The 17,528-nt window shown below is 34.1% G+C and carries 20 protein-coding genes; 13 read left to right on the top strand and 7 right to left on the bottom strand.

Annotation, left to right across the window (positions count from 1 at the left end; translation table 11 throughout):
* Positions 1-5: 5 nt before the first annotated feature.
* From BT156_RS06310 to gldB, 4 genes are all read right to left on the bottom strand, one after another.
* Positions 6-485: a nuclear transport factor 2 family protein gene (locus tag BT156_RS06310; protein ID WP_072408267.1), complete on the bottom strand. Its 480-nt coding sequence runs from the start codon at positions 483-485 to the stop codon at positions 6-8.
* 200 nt (positions 486-685) lie between these two features.
* Positions 686-1,825, bottom strand: coding sequence for a cystathionine gamma-synthase (locus tag BT156_RS06305; RefSeq protein ID WP_072408265.1), 1,140 nt, complete (start codon positions 1,823-1,825; stop codon positions 686-688).
* An 80-nt stretch (positions 1,826-1,905) separates the two neighbouring features.
* Positions 1,906-2,232 carry a gliding motility protein GldC gene (gene gldC / locus BT156_RS06300; RefSeq protein WP_072408263.1) on the bottom strand — a complete coding sequence of 109 codons (327 nt, stop codon included), beginning with the start codon at positions 2,230-2,232 and terminating at the stop codon, positions 1,906-1,908.
* Between the two features lie 82 nt (positions 2,233-2,314).
* Positions 2,315-3,298 (bottom strand): gliding motility lipoprotein GldB, encoded by a 984-nt coding sequence (gene gldB / locus BT156_RS06295; RefSeq protein ID WP_083582303.1) that lies wholly within the window; start codon positions 3,296-3,298, stop codon positions 2,315-2,317.
* A gap of 52 nt (positions 3,299-3,350) precedes the next feature.
* On the opposite strand from gldB, the gene BT156_RS06290 reads away from it, so the two are divergent.
* The 6 genes from BT156_RS06290 to BT156_RS06265 all read left to right on the top strand — a co-directional run bounded on the left by BT156_RS06290 (position 3,351) and on the right by BT156_RS06265 (position 7,005).
* On the top strand, positions 3,351-3,998 hold the full coding sequence (locus BT156_RS06290) for a leucine-rich repeat domain-containing protein (protein ID WP_072408261.1): 648 nt from the start codon (positions 3,351-3,353) through the stop codon (positions 3,996-3,998).
* Positions 3,999-4,022: 24 nt separating this feature from the next.
* Positions 4,023-4,556, top strand: a complete 534-nt coding sequence (locus BT156_RS06285) for a GNAT family N-acetyltransferase (RefSeq protein ID WP_170857275.1) — start codon at positions 4,023-4,025, stop codon at positions 4,554-4,556.
* A 129-nt stretch (positions 4,557-4,685) separates the two neighbouring features.
* On the top strand, positions 4,686-5,480 hold the full coding sequence (gene nadE / locus BT156_RS06280) for an NAD(+) synthase (protein ID WP_072408259.1): 795 nt from the start codon (positions 4,686-4,688) through the stop codon (positions 5,478-5,480).
* 76 nt (positions 5,481-5,556) lie between these two features.
* Complete coding sequence (locus tag BT156_RS06275) at positions 5,557-6,069, top strand: ribonuclease domain-containing protein (RefSeq protein ID WP_083582302.1); 513 nt, start codon at positions 5,557-5,559, stop codon at positions 6,067-6,069.
* Positions 5,990-6,673: a matrixin family metalloprotease gene (locus tag BT156_RS06270; protein WP_228430014.1), complete on the top strand. Its 684-nt coding sequence runs from the start codon at positions 5,990-5,992 to the stop codon at positions 6,671-6,673. The genes BT156_RS06275 and BT156_RS06270 overlap by 80 nt, the downstream gene beginning before the upstream one ends.
* Positions 6,670-7,005 carry a barstar family protein gene (locus tag BT156_RS06265; RefSeq protein WP_072408255.1) on the top strand — a complete coding sequence of 112 codons (336 nt, stop codon included), beginning with the start codon at positions 6,670-6,672 and terminating at the stop codon, positions 7,003-7,005. Before BT156_RS06270 ends, BT156_RS06265 begins: the two co-directional genes overlap by 4 nt.
* 94 nt (positions 7,006-7,099) lie before the next feature.
* Here BT156_RS06265 and BT156_RS22345 read toward each other — a convergent pair whose 3' ends face one another.
* On the bottom strand, positions 7,100-7,558 hold the full coding sequence (locus BT156_RS22345) for a T9SS type A sorting domain-containing protein (protein WP_228430011.1): 459 nt from the start codon (positions 7,556-7,558) through the stop codon (positions 7,100-7,102).
* Positions 7,555-8,415, bottom strand: a complete 861-nt coding sequence (locus tag BT156_RS06260; protein ID WP_228430008.1) for a hypothetical protein — start codon at positions 8,413-8,415, stop codon at positions 7,555-7,557. The genes BT156_RS22345 and BT156_RS06260 overlap by 4 nt, the downstream gene beginning before the upstream one ends.
* A 222-nt stretch (positions 8,416-8,637) precedes the next feature.
* Here BT156_RS06260 and BT156_RS06255 point away from each other — a divergent pair, with 222 nt between their 5' ends.
* Together BT156_RS06255 and BT156_RS06250 are read left to right on the top strand one after the other, a co-directional pair.
* Positions 8,638-10,227, top strand: a complete 1,590-nt coding sequence (locus BT156_RS06255; RefSeq protein ID WP_228430006.1) for a helix-turn-helix transcriptional regulator — start codon at positions 8,638-8,640, stop codon at positions 10,225-10,227.
* On the top strand, positions 10,224-11,354 hold the full coding sequence (locus BT156_RS06250) for a hypothetical protein (protein WP_072408251.1): 1,131 nt from the start codon (positions 10,224-10,226) through the stop codon (positions 11,352-11,354). The genes BT156_RS06255 and BT156_RS06250 overlap by 4 nt, the downstream gene beginning before the upstream one ends.
* 123 nt (positions 11,355-11,477) lie before the next feature.
* On the opposite strand, the gene pafA is transcribed toward BT156_RS06250, so the two are convergent.
* Positions 11,478-13,124 (bottom strand): alkaline phosphatase PafA, encoded by a 1,647-nt coding sequence (gene pafA, locus BT156_RS06245; protein WP_072408249.1) that lies wholly within the window; start codon positions 13,122-13,124, stop codon positions 11,478-11,480.
* 138 nt (positions 13,125-13,262) lie between these two features.
* Between pafA and BT156_RS06240 the strand changes: the two genes are divergently transcribed.
* The 5 genes from BT156_RS06240 to BT156_RS06220 all read left to right on the top strand — a co-directional run bounded on the left by BT156_RS06240 (position 13,263) and on the right by BT156_RS06220 (position 17,488).
* Positions 13,263-13,805: a GNAT family N-acetyltransferase gene (locus BT156_RS06240; protein WP_072408247.1), complete on the top strand. Its 543-nt coding sequence runs from the start codon at positions 13,263-13,265 to the stop codon at positions 13,803-13,805.
* A 91-nt stretch (positions 13,806-13,896) separates the two neighbouring features.
* Positions 13,897-14,481, top strand: a complete 585-nt coding sequence (locus BT156_RS06235) for a TetR/AcrR family transcriptional regulator (protein ID WP_072408245.1) — start codon at positions 13,897-13,899, stop codon at positions 14,479-14,481.
* 74 nt (positions 14,482-14,555) lie between these two features.
* Positions 14,556-15,293 carry an SDR family oxidoreductase gene (locus tag BT156_RS06230; protein WP_072408243.1) on the top strand — a complete coding sequence of 246 codons (738 nt, stop codon included), beginning with the start codon at positions 14,556-14,558 and terminating at the stop codon, positions 15,291-15,293.
* A 137-nt stretch (positions 15,294-15,430) separates the two neighbouring features.
* The gene (locus tag BT156_RS06225; protein ID WP_072408241.1) at positions 15,431-16,333 is read left to right on the top strand and encodes an NmrA family NAD(P)-binding protein; all 903 of its coding nucleotides are present in this window, start codon (positions 15,431-15,433) and stop codon (positions 16,331-16,333) included.
* 234 nt (positions 16,334-16,567) lie between these two features.
* Positions 16,568-17,488, top strand: a complete 921-nt coding sequence (locus tag BT156_RS06220; protein ID WP_072408415.1) for a helix-turn-helix domain-containing protein — start codon at positions 16,568-16,570, stop codon at positions 17,486-17,488.
* Positions 17,489-17,528: the final 40 nt, after the last annotated feature.

Below are 17,528 nucleotides of genomic sequence, written 5' to 3'. Positions count from 1 at the left end.
CTTAATTATAAATGATGGTCGTAGCTTAAAACTCTTTTCATTTTCCAGTCTTTACCATCTAAAATCCATAAAATGGTGAATTTTGCACGGCTTCCTTTGTTCCACTTTCCCTTATTTAATTCAGCAAAATCATGTTCACCTTCTTCAATAAAAGCATATAAAATATTGTCCTTATATAAAGGATAGACTTTTATGCTATTGGGAACCAATTCACGTCTTACTTTATTCGGTCCTCCACAAATGTTGTTTTTGATAGAAGCTGTAAAAGCTTGTTTCCCGGAAGTAATTCCGCCTTTATCGTGGTAAAATTCCAAATCATCACTGACTATAGAATCATAATGAGAAAGATCACATTTGTTAAATCCGATATCAAATATCAAACTGTCTAATTTCTTTGCCGTTTTGTATAATTCATCGGTATTTTTCACCTGAGAATATGCAATTTGGCTTAAAATGAATAGAACTAAAATCTGGATCTTTCTCATTATGTTTTATTTTTTTTATTAACCACAAAAGATACAAAAGCTTTTACACTTAAGTATTTTTAAAGTTCATTATTACACTTCAAAAAAGTACACTTAAGTTTTTGAAAATCTTTGATTTTCTGCTTTGTGAGCTTTTAATTAGGAAATAAATACTTACATTTAATAATTTCTTTTGTGTCTTTTGTGGTAAAAAAGCTTTCTTAAGAAAAAGCTTTTTCTAAATCTGCAATAAGATCTTCTGCATCTTCAATTCCAACGCTTAAACGAACTAAATCATCGGTAATACCTAACTCAGCACGTTTTTCGGCAGGAATAGAAGCGTGAGTCATCAACGCAGGATGATTTGCCAAAGATTCTACTCCGCCAAGAGACTCTGCTAATGTGAAAACTCTTACTTTTTCTAGAAACTTAACAGCATCTTCTTTTTTACCTGACTTGAAAGTGAAAGAAACCATTCCTCCAAAATCTTTCATTTGAGCTTTTGCCAATTCATATTGTGGATGAGATTCCAATCCCGGATAAATTACTTTATCAACTGCTGGGTGAGACTCCAAATATTTCGCTACGGCCATTCCGTTTTCTGAATGTCTTTGAACCCTTAATGCCAATGTTTTAATCCCTCTCAATACCAAATAAGAATCGTGTGGACCTAAAATCCCACCGCTTGCAAACTGGATGAAGTGAAGTTGATCCCCTAACTCAGCATCTTTAGCAACCAAAGCTCCGGCGATAACGTCAGAGTGACCTCCTAAATATTTCGTTGCAGAGTGCATTACGATATCAGCTCCCAAATCAATTGGTCTTTGTAAATATGGTGTCGCGAAAGTATTATCAACAGCAACAAGGATGTTTTTTCCTTTTGCAATTTCTACAACAGCTTTAATATCAACCAATTTCATCAATGGATTTGTTGGTGTTTCAATCCAGATCAATTTTGTTTTATCTGTAATAACGTCAGCGATTTTTGAAGCATCATCAAAATTCACGAACGTAAATTTCAACTGATATTTTTCAAAAAGTCTCGTGAACATTCTGTAAGTTCCGCCATATAAATCATCTACAGCAACAACTTCATCACCCGGATTTAATAATTTTAAAACACAATCGATTGCCGCCAAACCTGACCCGAAAGCCAATCCTCTCGCTCCGTTCTCAATGCTTGCCAAAGAGTCTTCCAACGCCTGTCTTGTAGGGTTTGCAGCTCTTGAATATTCATATCCTGAATGTACTCCAGGACTTTTTTGCGCGAATGTAGATGTCAAAAATACAGGAACATTCACAGAACCTGTAGCAGATTCGTGATGTTGTCCTCCGTGAATAACTTTTGTATTAAAATTCATACTTTTTATAATTTAGCAATGTATCAATTTAACAGTTTACCAATGATTGTTACACTGTTAAATTGATACATTATATTATTTTACATTTTTATTGCAGACTTTACAGCAAATTCTTCTGCGATCTGCTCGATCCATTGTGCTACATCGTCTTCTCCTGTTGCTCTTTGGTACGTACTTCCAAGAGAAACCAAAATCTGGTGCATAAACATTTTCATTTGATCAACAGGCATTTCTTTTGTCCAAAGATCAATTCTCAATGCTTCCATCTTTTTATCATCCCAAACGGAAATCATCGTTGCTTTAGTTTCTTCTTTTTCAATTCCTCCATCCTGTGCATTCCAAGTGATCAGTTCAGGAATGTGGTTTTCGTCTAATTCAACGTCTATCGTAATTTGAGTCTTTCTCATAACTTTCTATATATTTCTAATAATTTTATTTTGCTGTTGCCTTTTTACTCATAACTTTCCGCGCAACTTCTAACTTCCAGCCTTACTTCAATTTCGGCTTATATCCTGACTGATTAAAAATTGTTGTCGCATCCATTTTCAGGAAATCTACCAACTTTGTATCAGGTTTTTCTTTAAAATAGGCTTTACAAACCTGCCATCCTGCAAAAATTCCGACTTGTGGTGAAGATTCATTGTCTATTTCTGTATAAAATTTGGAGAACGGTCCCGGAGCAATAAAACGTTCTACCAGTCTGTGATCATCCCCAAAAATTAAATTATTTTCAACAAAATAATTCCAGATATTGGCTTCATTTGCCACCGTCCAATCATATTGTTTTTGAGTGTAATTCATTTTCAGATAATCCGGAAAATTCGGTAAAAATGCATCCTGAACAATCATTATTTTTCCGTTAAGGATAATCTGATCAATAAATTTTTGGTGATCAGGCGATTCTTTAACCACATTTTCAGCAAAAATCTGTGAAACTTTCGGTACAATATTCTGAGGATTCATTGATTTCTGGAAATACAGTTCCAACCCTTTGTAGTTTGGATTCCCGTCTCCCATAAAACCTGTAACATCTATGAACAGAAGATTCCCTTTCTCATCATAAAAAATAGGATCCTGAATCATCTGTAAAGCCGATGAAAATAAAAATACTTTCGGGCTTTTAAATTGAGGAAAGTAATATTTAATATGAGAAAACAGCTCCTGAAGCTCTTTCTGAAGCTTATTCTGGTCTATTTTACCGATGGCTTCTTTATACAATTTTACCTCTGCAGCATCAGTTCTTCTTTTTCCAAAGTCTGCATCAGATACCGTTCCCTGAAACCAGGGAAATTGAGTTTTAAACTGATCTAAACTTACATTCGAATCATAAAATTGTTTCGAAATATCAGTAATTTCAACTTTTTCGGCAGGGTTTTTGACTTCCACATTCCATTGGTTCTGAGCATCTTTCTTACAAGAATTCAGACTCAAAACTAAGAGTGAAGAAAGTGCAATAGTTCTAAAAATCTTCATTATTTTTACATGAAATTTAAGTTTACAAAAATACGGATTTAAACACAACCAAATGATGAAAAATAAAATATTTATAACAGCAGTTTTAAGCTTAACATCAACCGTTTTATTTAGTCAAAACCTCACTTTTAAAGATAAAAACCTTGAAAAAGCGGTCGTAGAAAATTTTGACATTAATAAAGATAAAGGCATCAGCAAATTTGAAGCTGAAGCAATCACCAACTTATTTTTAGTGAATAAAGGCATCACTTCAACCGATGATCTGGTCTATTTTAAAAATGCAACGATGGTCGTTTTGGATGATAATTCGATTGCAAATGCAGCGATAAAAAACCTCAGCAAATTAGAATTATTCTCATGTACAGGCTGTAAAATCTCTAAATTTGAGGCTGATAATGTGCAAAACTTAACTTCATTATATCTTGACAATAATTCTATTGAAAATATCATGTTCAGAGTAGCACCAAGGATTAATCAGCTAACATTATCTTTAAATAAATTAAAAACGATTGATCTAAGTTCGCTTAAAAATTTAAGAAAATTAAACCTTGAACATAATCAGCTTCAAAAACTGGATATTTCTTTAAATAAAGATTTGCAAGCCCTAAATCTGGGCGGAAATAAAATGAAAGAAACAGATGTAAAAAAAGGGTTGAAAACCGATGTTACTATTTTCCTGGATGAACAAAAAGAACAATAAATCAAACTTTAATTAATAAATACCATGCAACTCGAAACCGAAAGATTGATATTGAGAAAACTCGAAGAAAGCGATTATGAACGTTTATTTCTTTTGGATTCTGATCCGGAAGTCATGAAATATATTGGAATTCCCGTTCTAAAAGATATAAATCAATCGAAAGACGTTATCAGAATGATTCAAAAACAATACGAAGACAATGGTATCGGTAGATTGGCTGTGATTGAAAAAGAAAGTAATTTACTAATTGGCTGGAGCGGGTTAAAATTTTTAACTCAATCGATCAACGGTTACAACAATGTTTATGAGCTAGGTTATCGTTTTTTACCTGAATATTGGGGTAAAGGATTTGCTACGGAATCTGCGAAAGCATCCTTGGATTATGGTTTTAATGATTTAAACATTGATGTAATCTACGCCATGGCTCACTCTGAAAATGATGGTTCTAATCATATTTTACAAAAACTAGGCTTTGAACGAACAGACGAATTTATGGAACCTGACGGAATTTGTTTCTGGTATGAATTACATCGTGAAAAATACATTTCAAAATCATGATTTTAAGTTAAAAATCCTAAGTTTAGATTCAAAAAAACCACTAATTTTGGAGTTTCTTTTTCATTCGACATTTCGGAAGAAAATGGGATTATTTCTAAATTAATAAAGACAAATTAAAAAATATAAACAATGCAGACACAAAAAGTAATAGACCATATTGTAAGCTGGCTGAAAGATTATGCAACGAAAGCGAATGTAAAAGGTTATGTAATCGGAGTTTCGGGAGGTGTAGATTCTGGTGTGGTTTCTACGCTTTGCGCAATGACGGGACTTGAAGTTTTACTTTTGGAAATGCCGATCCGTCAGAAAGAAGATCAGGTAAACAGAGCACAGGATCATATTGCAGATTTAAAGAAAAAATTCCCAAATGTTGAGGGAAAAACGATCAATCTGACTCCTGTTTTCGAAAGTTTTGAAGACGTTGTTCACGATCATGTGGAGGGAAGATGGAGCAATAATCTGGCTTTAGCAAATACAAGATCTAGATTCAGAATGCTGAATTTATATTATTTTGGGCAGCTTCACGGGCTTTTGGTTTGCGGAACAGGCAATAAAGTGGAAGATTTCGGAATCGGATTCTATACAAAATACGGTGACGGCGGGGTTGATGTTTCTCCAATCGCGGATCTTTACAAAACTGAGATTTACAAATTGGCAAAAGCTTTAAACCTCATTGAAAGTATCCAAAACGCCATTCCGACAGACGGACTTTGGGATGCTGAAAGAACCGATGAAGATCAAATCGGGGCAACTTATCCTGAACTGGAAAAAATCCAAAAAGAATATGGAATAAAGGTCGCTGAAGATTATGAAGGCCGCGACAAAGAAGTGTTTTTGATTTTCGACAGAATGCATAAAGCAGCCAAACATAAAATTAATCCTATCCCGGTTTGCGATATTCCTGAGGAATGGAGAGAAGGGTAAAATGTGAATGGTGAATGGTGAATTTTAATAATTGACTGTTCACTTACGAAGTAAAATTGACAATTGACATTAAATCATGAATAGTAAAACAAGGTCATTATTTTTCATCTGTCTCGGACTTCTTTTTGGAATGTCTGCGATGTATATTTACAATAATTTTATTGCTGATAAAAAGGGCAGTTCAAATGTTATAAAAACAGAAACCGTTAATTATGGCAGTGCTGAGAGTCAAAATTCAGCGGGTAATTCTTCGAACCAACAGTCGATTGATCAATTAACCAAAGATAAAACGGTCATTAGCTATATAAAACAAAATCACCGGCTTCCTGATTGTTATATCACAAAAAGTGAAGCCAGAAAACAAGGCTGGGATCCGTCAAAAGGAAACCTTTGTGATGTTTTGCCCGGAAAAGCAATTGGCGGAGATAAATTCAACAACAGAGAAGGAACTCTGCCAAAAGATGAAAAATATTTTGAAGCTGATGTAAATTATAATTGCGGAAACAGAAATGCAGACCGAATTATTTTCACCAAAAACGGAGATGTCTATCTTACCAAAAACCATTATAAGAGTTTTGAAAAGCAGTAGTTTTTATCTACTCACGTTATGTTTAACCTTTATTATTTCATGTTCTGATAAGCAACAGAAAATAGTAAAGGGAAATCAGCCGATGGTAATATTAATTCAGCCTTTTAAAGATTTCAAACCTGAAAATGTAAAATTTGTAACAGAGGAGATAAAAAAGGTTTACCCGAATGTAAAAGTTCTGGACGCTATAGATTTTCCGTCAAATGCTTATTATAAAGAAAGAAACCGCTACAGGGCAGATTCTATTATTAAATTTTTAGATAAAAGAACAAAAGAAGGCTTTGTTACAATAGGTTTAACATCAAAAGATATAAGCGTAACAAAAGGAAAGATTAAAGATTTCGGGATAATGGGATTAGGTTACAGACCCGGAAAAGCCTGCGTTGCATCAAAATTCAGATTAAATAAAGAAAATCAGGACGAGCAGTTTTTCAAAATAGCAATTCATGAGCTTGGACACACACAAGGATTAAAGCACTGTCCTGAAAAAATGTGTTTTATGAGAGATGCGGAAGGTAAAAATCCTACCAACGAAGAAACCGATTTTTGTAATAAATGCAAAACCTTTTTAATCAATAAAAACTGGAAATTCAATTCAATATGAAGACAATATATATAGATTTCACCGACATTGGTGATTATGAAGATTTTTACACCCAATTAAAAGAAAAAATCACGCTTCCTGAGCATTTCGGGGATAATTTGGATGCACTTTCCGATGTTCTTACAGGAGAATTGGAAATGCCTCTTCACATCGAATTTGCGAATATGACCGTAGATCAGCTTGAAAGTTTCGAAGATCTGTTGACAACTTTAGAAGAGATTGAGGAAGAGTTAGAAGGTTTTACTTTTAGTTATTATCTTGAACAATACGAAAGTGACGATGATGACACCGAAGAAGAAGATAATGATGATGAAAGCGATGAACAAAAATAATTAAAATCTTATCATCAAATAAAAAAACAAAACTCGCAGGGATGAGGCTGCGAGTTTTTTGGTCAGTCAAGTTTTTTAAGTGTCTAATCTTACTTTACTCTTTTATGAATTTATAACTCTGCGAAACTTCCCCTTTCACAAATATTTGTAATACATAATTCCCTTTCGATAAGGATGCTACGTCAACCTTATCTTGTACGGAGTTTAATGATATTACTTTTTGACCGACCATATTGTATACTTCTGCTTTTTCAATTTTACCGGCTCCTTTTATGTAAAGAATATCTTTTACCGGATTAGGATAAACTGATGCATTTATTTTATTTTTAACGATCTCATTCGTTGCAAGAATTTCATCCGGAAGCTGAAGATAAAAAGCAACCGTCTGACTTGCAGAATTCATTCCTATTCCTGCAATCTTTTTTCCGTCCTCAGATATTGCCAGCGGAAGAGACATCGTTACCCCTTGTGTATTGACACCTACCGATGTAGCATAATCATTTAAATTAACACGTCCTCCTGCCTGAGTCCATATAAAGCCTTCTCCAGTCATGGGCGGTCCGGGGAAAGGCCTAAAAAGCCAATCACTATTTGTCCGTTAGCTGATATTCCGGTCGCACCACCTCTGAAGAAAGCGGAGGAATTAGGATGTGTTATGTATGTAAGTCCGGACACACTGTTCCAAACATAAGGTTCTGGATAACCTGTTCCGATAATCGTATTTCCGTCTGCCGAAACATCTCCGGCCTCCCCTACATTATCGCCATTATTATCTTTAATAAAACTTTCTACTCCGTTTACCCATTTTGCACCACTTCTGGTTCCGTCAAATTCGTCTTGCCAACCAACGATTACAGTTCCGTCTGTATTTACAGCATTTGCTCTTGAGCTACTTCCTGAGATCATGCTTCCAAGATCTACTACTCCATTCTGAGCATTCCATTTTACGGCATGCGCGCTTGCTGCAGAAATCCAGCCCAAGCCTACAATTGTATTACCGTCTGGTGTCATTCCCCAAGTTGAACTTACACTCCCATCCCACCCGGTAGGAACAAGCCCGCCCTGATTCGTCCAGGTAGAATTTGTTACATTATAGGTTGAGATTTCATTAAAACTTGTCGCTGCATTTGTAGCTGAAGAACCAACCTTTGTTCCGTCGCTGGAAATAAGCGTTCTTCCTGCTGCAGGATAGCCGTTGGCTAATGTCCCGATCTGAACTATCCCGTTTACAGCATCCCATTTAAAAATACCTCCACCGCTCGTGTGCATACTTACGATTCTGTTATCAGAAATACCGCCAACAGTATAATTACCTGTTGCCATCACTGTGAGCTGTGCATCAGCCACCGAAAAGCCAAACAAAGAACAAGCATACAATGCTTTCATTGAAATTTTATAAATATTTTTCATATTTCTTTGGATTTCTTTGGATTTAATATTTTGAATTGGTGGAAACAATATTAATATTATATTTACTCATTGAAAAGAAAATGACTTACATAATTCGTGAAATTTAAAAGAATTAAATATTTAAATCTCTAAAAAACAAACTTATATAAAAATTTTATTTTGAGGACAAATTACAATAAGATTGAAAAAAAGCCTATAAAAAACAAATCATTGATCAAAAAAATGCTAAAAAATAACGTCCTGCTATTGATCCTGCTACTCTTTTCAGTTTTTGTAAACGGACAGTCGAGCCCGGATTTTAATATTTTAGTGGATAAAGCTTTTCAGAAATTATATCAAAATCCTGATGACTGTATCAGTTATTCACAAAGTCTTCTCATCAGCGATCAGAGCATTGAACACAAGATTGTATTGCAAAATATAATCTCCCAAGCATACGCTATGAAAGGAGATTACGTACAGTCTGTGAACATCTTAAGCCAAAAAGAAAGTGGAGAAAATGAAAGCTTTTCTTTCTTTATGCAGATGTTTGGAGATTATAATCTTGCTGATCAGTATCAGAATTTAGATCTTTACAATCAGTCTCAGGAAATCATCTCTAACCTACTGTCTGACAATAAATTATTTAAGAAAAGCGAAAATCCTAAAATAAAAATTACGATTGCAAAATTATATCAGCTTCAGGCTATTAATTTCGGTATTAATAGAAATTACGTTTCAGCATTAGAGAAACTCGATAAAAGTGATCAGTTTATCAATGATAAAAATGAGGAAAACAAAATCATCGGAACTGAAAATAAAATCTTCCGCTCATCATATCTAATGAGGCAAAATAAATTGGAAGATTCAAAAAAACTACTTGAAAAAACGATTTATAACATTAATAATCAAGAAAATAGCACTTTTCGCTACGCACTTGCTTATGAAAATTTGTCACGTTATTTCTTCCTCAAAGAAGACTATAATTCATCAATTCAGAACCTAGAAAAAGGATTATTGAAGATTGAAAACATTCCTTACAACGGATTGAAAATTAAAATTTATGAGTCTTTAGCCAAAAGCTATCTGGCGCTTCACAACGACGAAAAATACCATTATTACAACAAACTTTATATTGATCTGAAAACAAAATTAGATTCTAATACAAAAGAAGGAATTCGATATATTGTAAAATTGGTTGAAAATCATCAAAGCCAAAATCTTGAATTCCAAGAAAAAAATGAATCAAAGAAATTCTGGACATTAACAACAGTTATCTCATTAATTATCATCAGTTTAATTTCCTATTTTTTAATTGCAACCAGAAGAAATAAAGACCTTAAAAAGCAGCTCGATTTCTTTGAAAAACAGAAAAAATGGGAACAAACCATTCATATAACTATTCCAAAACCAGAGAAGCCGGTCATTATTACTGATAAAGTTATTGAAAAAGATTCCAATAAAATTTCAAAAGAAAAAGAACACGAAATTCTGCAAAAACTGGAAGATTGGGAACACACAGATCGATATTTAAACAAAAACATGTCACTTTCGATGCTTTCTGCACAAATGGGAGTTAATACCAAATATCTTTCTGAGGTCATTAATACTACCAAAGGAAAAAACTTCAACGGATACATTAACGAATTAAGAATCAACCACATTGCTCACTTATTAAAAACAGATCCTACTTATCTTAATTATAAAGTAAGTTATCTTGCAGAGTTTTCGGGATTCTCTTCTCACAGTGCGTTTACGACCGTTTTTAAATCCGTGACAGGAATGTCTCCCAATGTTTATATTCAGGAAATCAGTAAAAACCGAGCATCATGAAATTAGTTTTAAAAATACTTGTATTCACTTTTTTGATTTGTCAGATTTCTGTTCACGGACAAAAAATTTCTGATGATTCCCTGATGAAAAAAGCACGTCTGGAAATTTTTGACAACCCTGAAAAAGCAATAACTATCGCAAAAAATCTCCTGAAAAAGGAAAAAGATATTAATAAATCTATTACCATTTATTTACTGCTTTCTACCGCAAATATTGCCAAAAGAAACTTTGACGAATCGCTTCAATATACCTTAAAAGCTAAAGAACTGGCTCAAAAAACAAATGATCCCAAGCTGCAGGTCAACGTTTTGGTTTCTGTAGCGATACAATATCAGCAGATGGAATTGTTCAGTAAAAGCCTTGAAACCCTCAATGAAGTTGATATTCTTCTCGAAAAACTACCCGACAGCGTTTCCGAAAAATTGTTTGAAACAGCCAGAAGTTATGCCATTCGGGGAATGATTTATAAAAGCCAGTCCAATTCTGAAATTGCACTTGAAAAATTCCTGATCTCAATTAAAAATTTCGAAAAAGTAAAGGTTAAAAAAAACTCGTTTGCCAATATGAGTGTGGTATACTACAACATTGGATATTGCTACATCAACCTTAATCAGATAGAAAAAGCCAAGTCTGCCTTCCTGGAATCTATTAATTATGCTCAAAAAAGCAATGCCAAAAGTTTAGAAGCATTTGCATTAAAAGGTCTGGCCGAAATGCATAAACAAAGGAATGAAAATGAAATCGCTTTAAATCTTTTACTAAAAGCAGAAAATCTCTGTGAAAATACAGGCGATCTTGTCCTAAACGAAGGAATTTATAAAGAAATGTCTGAAAACTATCTCGCCATTGGAAGACCAGATCTCTATCAGACTTACAATAAAAAGTATTTTGATATGCGCTTTAAAAGAGAGCAGAATGAGCTGACTTCCATCAATCATTCCATCAACAATCACAACAAGGAAACGGTAAAAAAAAGCACTGAGATCAAAAATCATTACAACTATCTTACCGTCGCAGTTGTTTCTAACAGCATGATTCTGATAGCATTATTTTTATATTTAAGCCTTAAAATAAGAAGACAAAACAAAAATTATCAGAGAGAAATTCAAAAGCTTATTAAATCATAAATACTAATTGAACAGTATTACCAAAGTAGAATATTTTCTGAAACAAGCTTCATACAAATATTCTAAACTCCACAAAAAAAACTCGCAGTAATTGCGAGTTTTTCTTTTATATTTAACCTAAAATTATCTTCCGATAACTTCAGTAATCGGATTTCCGACATTTCCGCTTGGGAACTGAATTTTCAATAAAGAAGAAACGGTAGGCGCAATATCCGTCATAAAATACGGCTTATTACTTTCTCCGTGCTGAATTCCCCAACCCATAAAAATCAATGGAATGTGTGCATCATAAGAATTCCAAACACTGTGTGTAGTTCCTGTTTTTGCATACGGAGGAAGCATAGAATCATGAGAAATTAATTGAATATCTCCACTTCTCTGTCTGTTGATTCCATTAATAATTCTTTGTTTGATAGGCTCCGGAATAGAAGACTGAGCCACCTTCGTCACGGAAACTGCGTATAAAACCGTAGGATCTTTTTCCAGTTCTTTAACGGTAAAATCTATTACGTTATCTAGTTCAAGTTTATTGTCATTCAATAATTTTCTATCGAAATAAACCTGGTAATTATCAACAGCATTAATCAGTTTATCAACTCCGAATTTTGCTTTCAGTTTATCATTAATATCTTTTTCCATTCCTTCACCGAAGAAACCTGTGGTAATCTTATGTTCTTGCAGGAAGCCCACAGAATGCGCTCCACCATGGTCGGCAGAAAGGAAAACGGTGTACTCCCCTTTTCCAACTTTCGAATCCAAATAACTGAAAAACTGAGCCAGATCCTGATCTAATCTTAAATAGACATCTTCAACTTCAATAGAATTTGGCCCGAATTTATGACCCGCATAATCTGTTGAAGCTAAATTGATTGCTAAAAAGTCTGTAATTGCATCACCTCCTAATTTTTCTCCTTCTACAGAAGCTTCTGCCAACTTTAAAGTAAGCGTATTCCCGAAAGGTGTGTAACGGATGTTATCTTTTTTCTCCTGATAATCTTTTGCTAAATTACTGTAAGGAAAAGTAGGTGTTTTTGAACTTCCCAAAAGCCCTTCCCAAGAAGAATTATCCGGTGAACTTTCTGTATATTGATTGATCGGAAGTAAGGTATTCCAACCATTTGCAACCAATTTTCCCGGTAAATCCTGAGCATTGAAAGATTTCACCCATTGCGGTAAATCATTCATATACCAGGTACTCGTGATGAAATCTCCTGTAGAATCGTCAAACCAGAAAGCACCGTTCGGAGTGTGTCCTGCAGGAAGAATTGAGGCACGGTCTTTTAAAGAAACTCCGATCACTTTTCCTTGAAAGTTGGTTGCTAATCTTAACTCGTCCGTCACGGTTGTTGACCAAAGATTTTTCGGAGAATGACTTCCTACTTTTACATTGGTAGTACCAACAGGCTGAACGCTTTCATCCGTTGTACAATATACATTTTTACCTGTCTCTTTATCATTCCAGTCATTTCCTGCAATCCCGTGAATCGCCGGAACAGAGCCTGTATAAATAGAAGTATGTCCCAAAGCCGTAACCGTAGGAACGTAAGGAATATGAACATTATTTAATGAGTAGCCAGTACCCAATAATCTTTTGAAACCGTCGTTGCCAAACTTGTTGTAAAAACGATACAAATAATCCCAACGCATTTGATCTACCACCAGACCAACAACTAATTTCGGTCTTTCTAATTGAGAATTTTTATTCTTCTGAGCATTGATTGTAACTACTGACAGAAAAGTTGCTGCCGCAATTGAAATTTTCCTAAGCATCTAGTAAATTTTTGTTGAGAGCAAATTTACGTGTTTTGAAAGTTTTGGGATGTGAAATTTTGATTAATTTTGAAGCTTAGATTTTATTTATATACATTAAAAAAAATTTGATTATCAACTAAAATCTTATCTGCTTTAATGATAAAGATCAAAAAACTAGAAAAACTCACCTCCAACCCAACATCCAATTGGGGCTTCAACGGATATGAAACCGATAAAATTTTCTCCATTTCAAGCATCGAAATCGGGAATACTTTTGAATTCAGTTTAAGAGAAAAAAATCAACATTATAACAAAACTTGGGAAACAAACGCTGAGGATATTAACGAACTCAATACAATTATTGAGCAAGGACATTCTTTCGGAGCCTTTGAAAATAATGAATTGGTTGGCTGGGTCATCTGCAATTTAAGAGAATGGAACAACAGTCTTTTTATCGAAAATATATTGATTAGTGAAAATTTTCGAGGACAAAATATCGGAAGATTATTGATTAAAAGTGTCAACCGAAAAGCAAGAGAATTGAAATGCCGAATTGTAGAACTGGAAACCCAAAGCACCAATTATCCCGCAATCAAATTTTATCAGAAAGCAGGTTTTCATTTCACAGGAATTAATACAAAACTCTATAATGACTCCTCAGAAACGGCTTTGTTTATGAGTTACGAAGTTCTTATTTAAACTTTATCGACAAAAACTATAAAAGGTATTTGAAATTTAATTTTGTACTAATTGGTACAGTTATATACCTTTGTCTCATCAAAATAAAGAAATGGCAGGCAGACCAAAAATATTCGACGAAAATCAGGCAATTGAAAAAGCGACTGAGGTTTTCAAAAACAAAGGCTACGATACAGCCTCTGCAGAAGAATTATTGAATGCCATGGGAATCGGAAAAGGAAGTTTTTATCTGGCTTTCAAAGGTGGAAAACAGGAATTATATCTTCGCTCCATTAAACAGTTTTCAGATAGTTTTCATCAAAAATTAACTGACGGAATTGCAAATTCTGACAACGAAATAGAATTTATCAAACATTTATTTTTAGGATTAGCCAACGGCTCCGACTGCGATAAAGAACGAGGATGTTATTTAGGAAATGCATTGGTTCAGCTTTCTGAAAAAGACGATGAAATAAAAAAAATATCAGCAGAAATTTTAAAAAATTTACAAAACCTTTTTGCTGAAGTTATCAATAAAGCTCAGAAAAGCGGACAAATGAAAAGCTCTGAAAATCCTGAAATTTTAGCCTGGCATCTTACCAATCTCTGGAACGGAATTCATGTTACAAAACGCATGGAAAATTCAGACAAAATTCTTACATCAATCATTGAACTTAACTTAAAATTACTCGATTAAATATTTTTTATCATATTTTGTACCAAATAGTACAAAATTAAAATTTAATATAAATTAAACAAAAACAAATTATTATGAACATTACAGGCAACACAATCTTAATTACTGGCGGAGGTTCAGGAATCGGTTTAGAAATTGCAAAAGCATTAAGTCCGGCAAATAAAATTATCATTGTCGGAAGAAATAAAGAAAAATTAGACACCGCAGCGAAAGATTTAGAAAATGTATTCACAATTCAGGCTGATATTACGAATGAAAATGATGTCAGCAGATTATTCGAAGAAGTAAAAACAACCTTCGGAGGGTTGAATATTTTGATCAATAATGCAGGAAATGCCTACGTTTACAATATTGCGAACGATGGAAATGCACATGATAAAGCATTGGCAGAATTTACAACCAATTATTTCGCGCCAATCAGACTCTCAGAAAAATTTCTTCCTCTGTTAAAAGAACAAAATGAAGCGGCAATCGTAAATGTTTCATCAATTGTTGGTCTTGTTCCCGGATCTCATCTACCAACGTATTCGGATTCGAAAGCAGCGCTTCACTCTCACACCAGATTGTTGAGATACGAATTGGCAAAAGATACCAATGTAAAAGTTTTTGAATTGATGCCGCCCTTAGTTGCCACAGATTTCTCCGCAGAAATTGGAGGTAAAGAAAACGGGATTCCGGCTTCTGATGTTGCCAGTGACCTTGTAAAAGCACTTCAGGAAAACATTTATGAAGTTCGTGTAGGAGATACAGATTTAGTCTACAACAATTTCTTCGCATCTACAGAAGGGGCTTTTGCTACTTTTAATAATTAACTCGAGTTTGGTTAAAAAAATAAATAAGCTCTATCAAAAATGATGGAGCTGTTTTTTTTGACTACACAAAAAGTAGATTCGGCTACATCTGCTCATCAGAAATTACGGAATTTTGTTTCAATAAAAAACAAGTTAAAATGAAAATTATCGTAACAGGCTCTTTGGGAAATATCAGCAAGCCACTGACTAAAGAATTAGTAAGCAAAGGACATTCGGTTACTGTTGTAAGTACCAATACAGAAAGACAGCCAGAAATTGAAGCTTTGGGTGCTAAAGCTGCAATTGGTTCTATGGAAAATGTAGATTTTTTAACCAAAACATTTACAGGTGCAGATATAGTTTATGCCATGGAAGCATTAAATGCGGGCGTTTTCTTTGATCATAACATCGATTTTATCGAAGCTAATACTCAGATCGGAAAAAATTACAAAGAAGCTTTTGAAAAATCGGGAGTGAAAAACATTGTTCACCTCAGCAGTATTGGAGCCCATCTTCCAAACGGAAACGGCATTCTTGCCTTTCATTACAATATAGAACAGGTTTTGAATGAGCTTCCACAAGATGTTTCCATTAAATTTATGCGTCCGGTTGGCTTTTATTACAATATGTATTCTTTTATTCCGACTATTAAATCACAGAATTTGATTATCCAAAACTATGGTGGAAATGAAAAAGAACCTTGGGTTTCGCCATTGGATATTGCCTCTGTCATTGCAGAAGAGATCGAGAAACCGTTTAACGGAAGAGAAGTTCGTTACATTGCAAGTGAAGAAATTTCACCCAATGAAATTGCAAAAACTCTAGGTGAAGCCATCGGAAATCCCGAACTGAAATGGTTAACAGTTGCTGATGAAGATTTATTAAACGGTATGATCAATGCCGGAATGAATCCCAAAACAGCTGAAGGTTTTGTAGAAATGAACACAGCCAGAGGAAACGGAGTTTTATATGAAGATTATTATAAAAACAGACCTGTTTTAGGAAATGTTAAAGTAAAGGATTTTGCTAAGGATTTTGCCAAATTATATCAAAGTAGCTAATTTTCTTTTGTCTTGAAACAAAAGAAACAAAAATTCAAGACTTGGAAACTTCCGCTAAAAATTAAAACTTAATCCTAAAATTCCCAAAACTTGTGCGAATTCATTATCAGGTCTTCGATTCTAAATTCGTCTTGCACTTCAAACAATGGGAATTTTTTAACCGATTAAATTCTAATTTTCTTAACGCTCCATTTTCCGATGTCGAAATCTCCGAAAATAATTAACTTAGTAGCAATGAAACAGCCTATCAGACTCAAAACCATCAGTGAATTCCACCAATTCCGTGGACTTCCGAAACCTGAGCATCCGCTTATCAGTGTTATAGATTACAGCACGATCAGTCATGATCCTGATATTAAAGAACTGAGCTGGATTTTAGATTTTTATTCAATCTCTATCAAAAGAACTTCGAATGCGAAAATAAAATACGGTCAGCAGGAATATGATTTTGATGAAGGCGTAATGTTTTTTATGGCTCCCGGGCAGGTTTTTGGGATTACTCTTGATCCGGATACAACTTTACAGGCAAAACATACGGGGTGGATCTTACTTATTCATCCCGATTTTTTCTGGAATACTTCTTTAACCAAAACCATTAAGCAATATGAATATTTTAATTATTCCGTGAAAGAAGCTTTATTTCTTTCCGAAAAGGAAGAAGATGTAGTTAAAAATGTTGTCCAGAATATTCAAAACGAATATCATTCGAATATTGATCAATTCAGTCAAAATATTATTATTTCTCAGATTGAAACGTTGTTGAATTACGCTGAACGCTTTTATCAAAGACAATTCATTACAAGAAAAATTTCCAATCATAAAATTCTTGATTCATTAGAAAAATTATTAGCCGATTATTTTAATAATGAAGATCTGATCACAAAAGGCCTTCCTTCGGTACAATTTGTTGCCAATCAATTGAATGTTTCGGCAAGCTATTTAACCGGATTGTTAAAAGTTTTAACCGGACAAAGCACTCAACAGCATATTCACGAAAAACTGATCGAAAAAGCAAAGGAAAAATTATCGACCACTCAATTGTCTGTGAGCGAAATTGCGTATGAATTAGGATTTGAGCATCCACAGTCTTTCAGCAAATTGTTTAAGAATAAGACTAATGTTTCGCCGTTGGAGTTTAGGCAGTCTTTTAATTAAGATTTATGCTATTATCTATTACTACCAATCGTTTGGGATC

Origin of the sequence: Chryseobacterium limigenitum (assembly GCF_900114875.1) — a bacterium.
Taxonomy (GTDB): domain Bacteria; phylum Bacteroidota; class Bacteroidia; order Flavobacteriales; family Weeksellaceae; genus Chryseobacterium; species Chryseobacterium limigenitum.
Note: the sequence above shows the minus strand (reverse complement) of the source record. Positions and strands in the feature narration are given on the sequence as shown.

Bases quoted from the DNA above. Each gene is read 5' to 3' on its own strand.
- BT156_RS06250 (WP_072408251.1), top strand. From the start codon at position 10,224: ATGAAATTAGTTTTAAAAATACTTGTATTCACTTTTTTGATTTGTCAG.
- BT156_RS06220 (WP_072408415.1), top strand. From the start codon at position 16,568: ATGAAACAGCCTATCAGACTCAAAACCATCAGTGAATTCCACCAATTC.
- gldB (WP_083582303.1), bottom strand. From the start codon at position 3,298: ATGAAGATTTTTAGAACTATTGCACTTTCTTCACTCTTAGTTTTGAGT.
- nadE (WP_072408259.1), top strand. From the start codon at position 4,686: ATGCAGACACAAAAAGTAATAGACCATATTGTAAGCTGGCTGAAAGAT.
- BT156_RS06230 (WP_072408243.1), top strand. From the start codon at position 14,556: ATGAACATTACAGGCAACACAATCTTAATTACTGGCGGAGGTTCAGGA.
- BT156_RS06270 (WP_228430014.1), top strand. From the start codon at position 5,990: ATGCAGACCGAATTATTTTCACCAAAAACGGAGATGTCTATCTTACCA.
- pafA (WP_072408249.1), bottom strand. From the start codon at position 13,124: ATGCTTAGGAAAATTTCAATTGCGGCAGCAACTTTTCTGTCAGTAGTT.
- BT156_RS06240 (WP_072408247.1), top strand. From the start codon at position 13,263: ATGATAAAGATCAAAAAACTAGAAAAACTCACCTCCAACCCAACATCC.
- BT156_RS06265 (WP_072408255.1), top strand. From the start codon at position 6,670: ATGAAGACAATATATATAGATTTCACCGACATTGGTGATTATGAAGAT.
- BT156_RS06235 (WP_072408245.1), top strand. From the start codon at position 13,897: ATGGCAGGCAGACCAAAAATATTCGACGAAAATCAGGCAATTGAAAAA.
- BT156_RS06255 (WP_228430006.1), top strand. From the start codon at position 8,638: ATGCTAAAAAATAACGTCCTGCTATTGATCCTGCTACTCTTTTCAGTT.
- gldC (WP_072408263.1), bottom strand. From the start codon at position 2,232: ATGAGAAAGACTCAAATTACGATAGACGTTGAATTAGACGAAAACCAC.
- BT156_RS06290 (WP_072408261.1), top strand. From the start codon at position 3,351: ATGATGAAAAATAAAATATTTATAACAGCAGTTTTAAGCTTAACATCA.
- BT156_RS06310 (WP_072408267.1), bottom strand. From the start codon at position 485: ATGAGAAAGATCCAGATTTTAGTTCTATTCATTTTAAGCCAAATTGCA.
- BT156_RS06275 (WP_083582302.1), top strand. From the start codon at position 5,557: ATGAATAGTAAAACAAGGTCATTATTTTTCATCTGTCTCGGACTTCTT.
- BT156_RS06285 (WP_170857275.1), top strand. From the start codon at position 4,023: ATGCAACTCGAAACCGAAAGATTGATATTGAGAAAACTCGAAGAAAGC.
- BT156_RS22345 (WP_228430011.1), bottom strand. From the start codon at position 7,558: ATGACTGGAGAAGGCTTTATATGGACTCAGGCAGGAGGACGTGTTAAT.
- BT156_RS06260 (WP_228430008.1), bottom strand. From the start codon at position 8,415: ATGAAAAATATTTATAAAATTTCAATGAAAGCATTGTATGCTTGTTCT.
- BT156_RS06225 (WP_072408241.1), top strand. From the start codon at position 15,431: ATGAAAATTATCGTAACAGGCTCTTTGGGAAATATCAGCAAGCCACTG.
- BT156_RS06305 (WP_072408265.1), bottom strand. From the start codon at position 1,825: ATGAATTTTAATACAAAAGTTATTCACGGAGGACAACATCACGAATCT.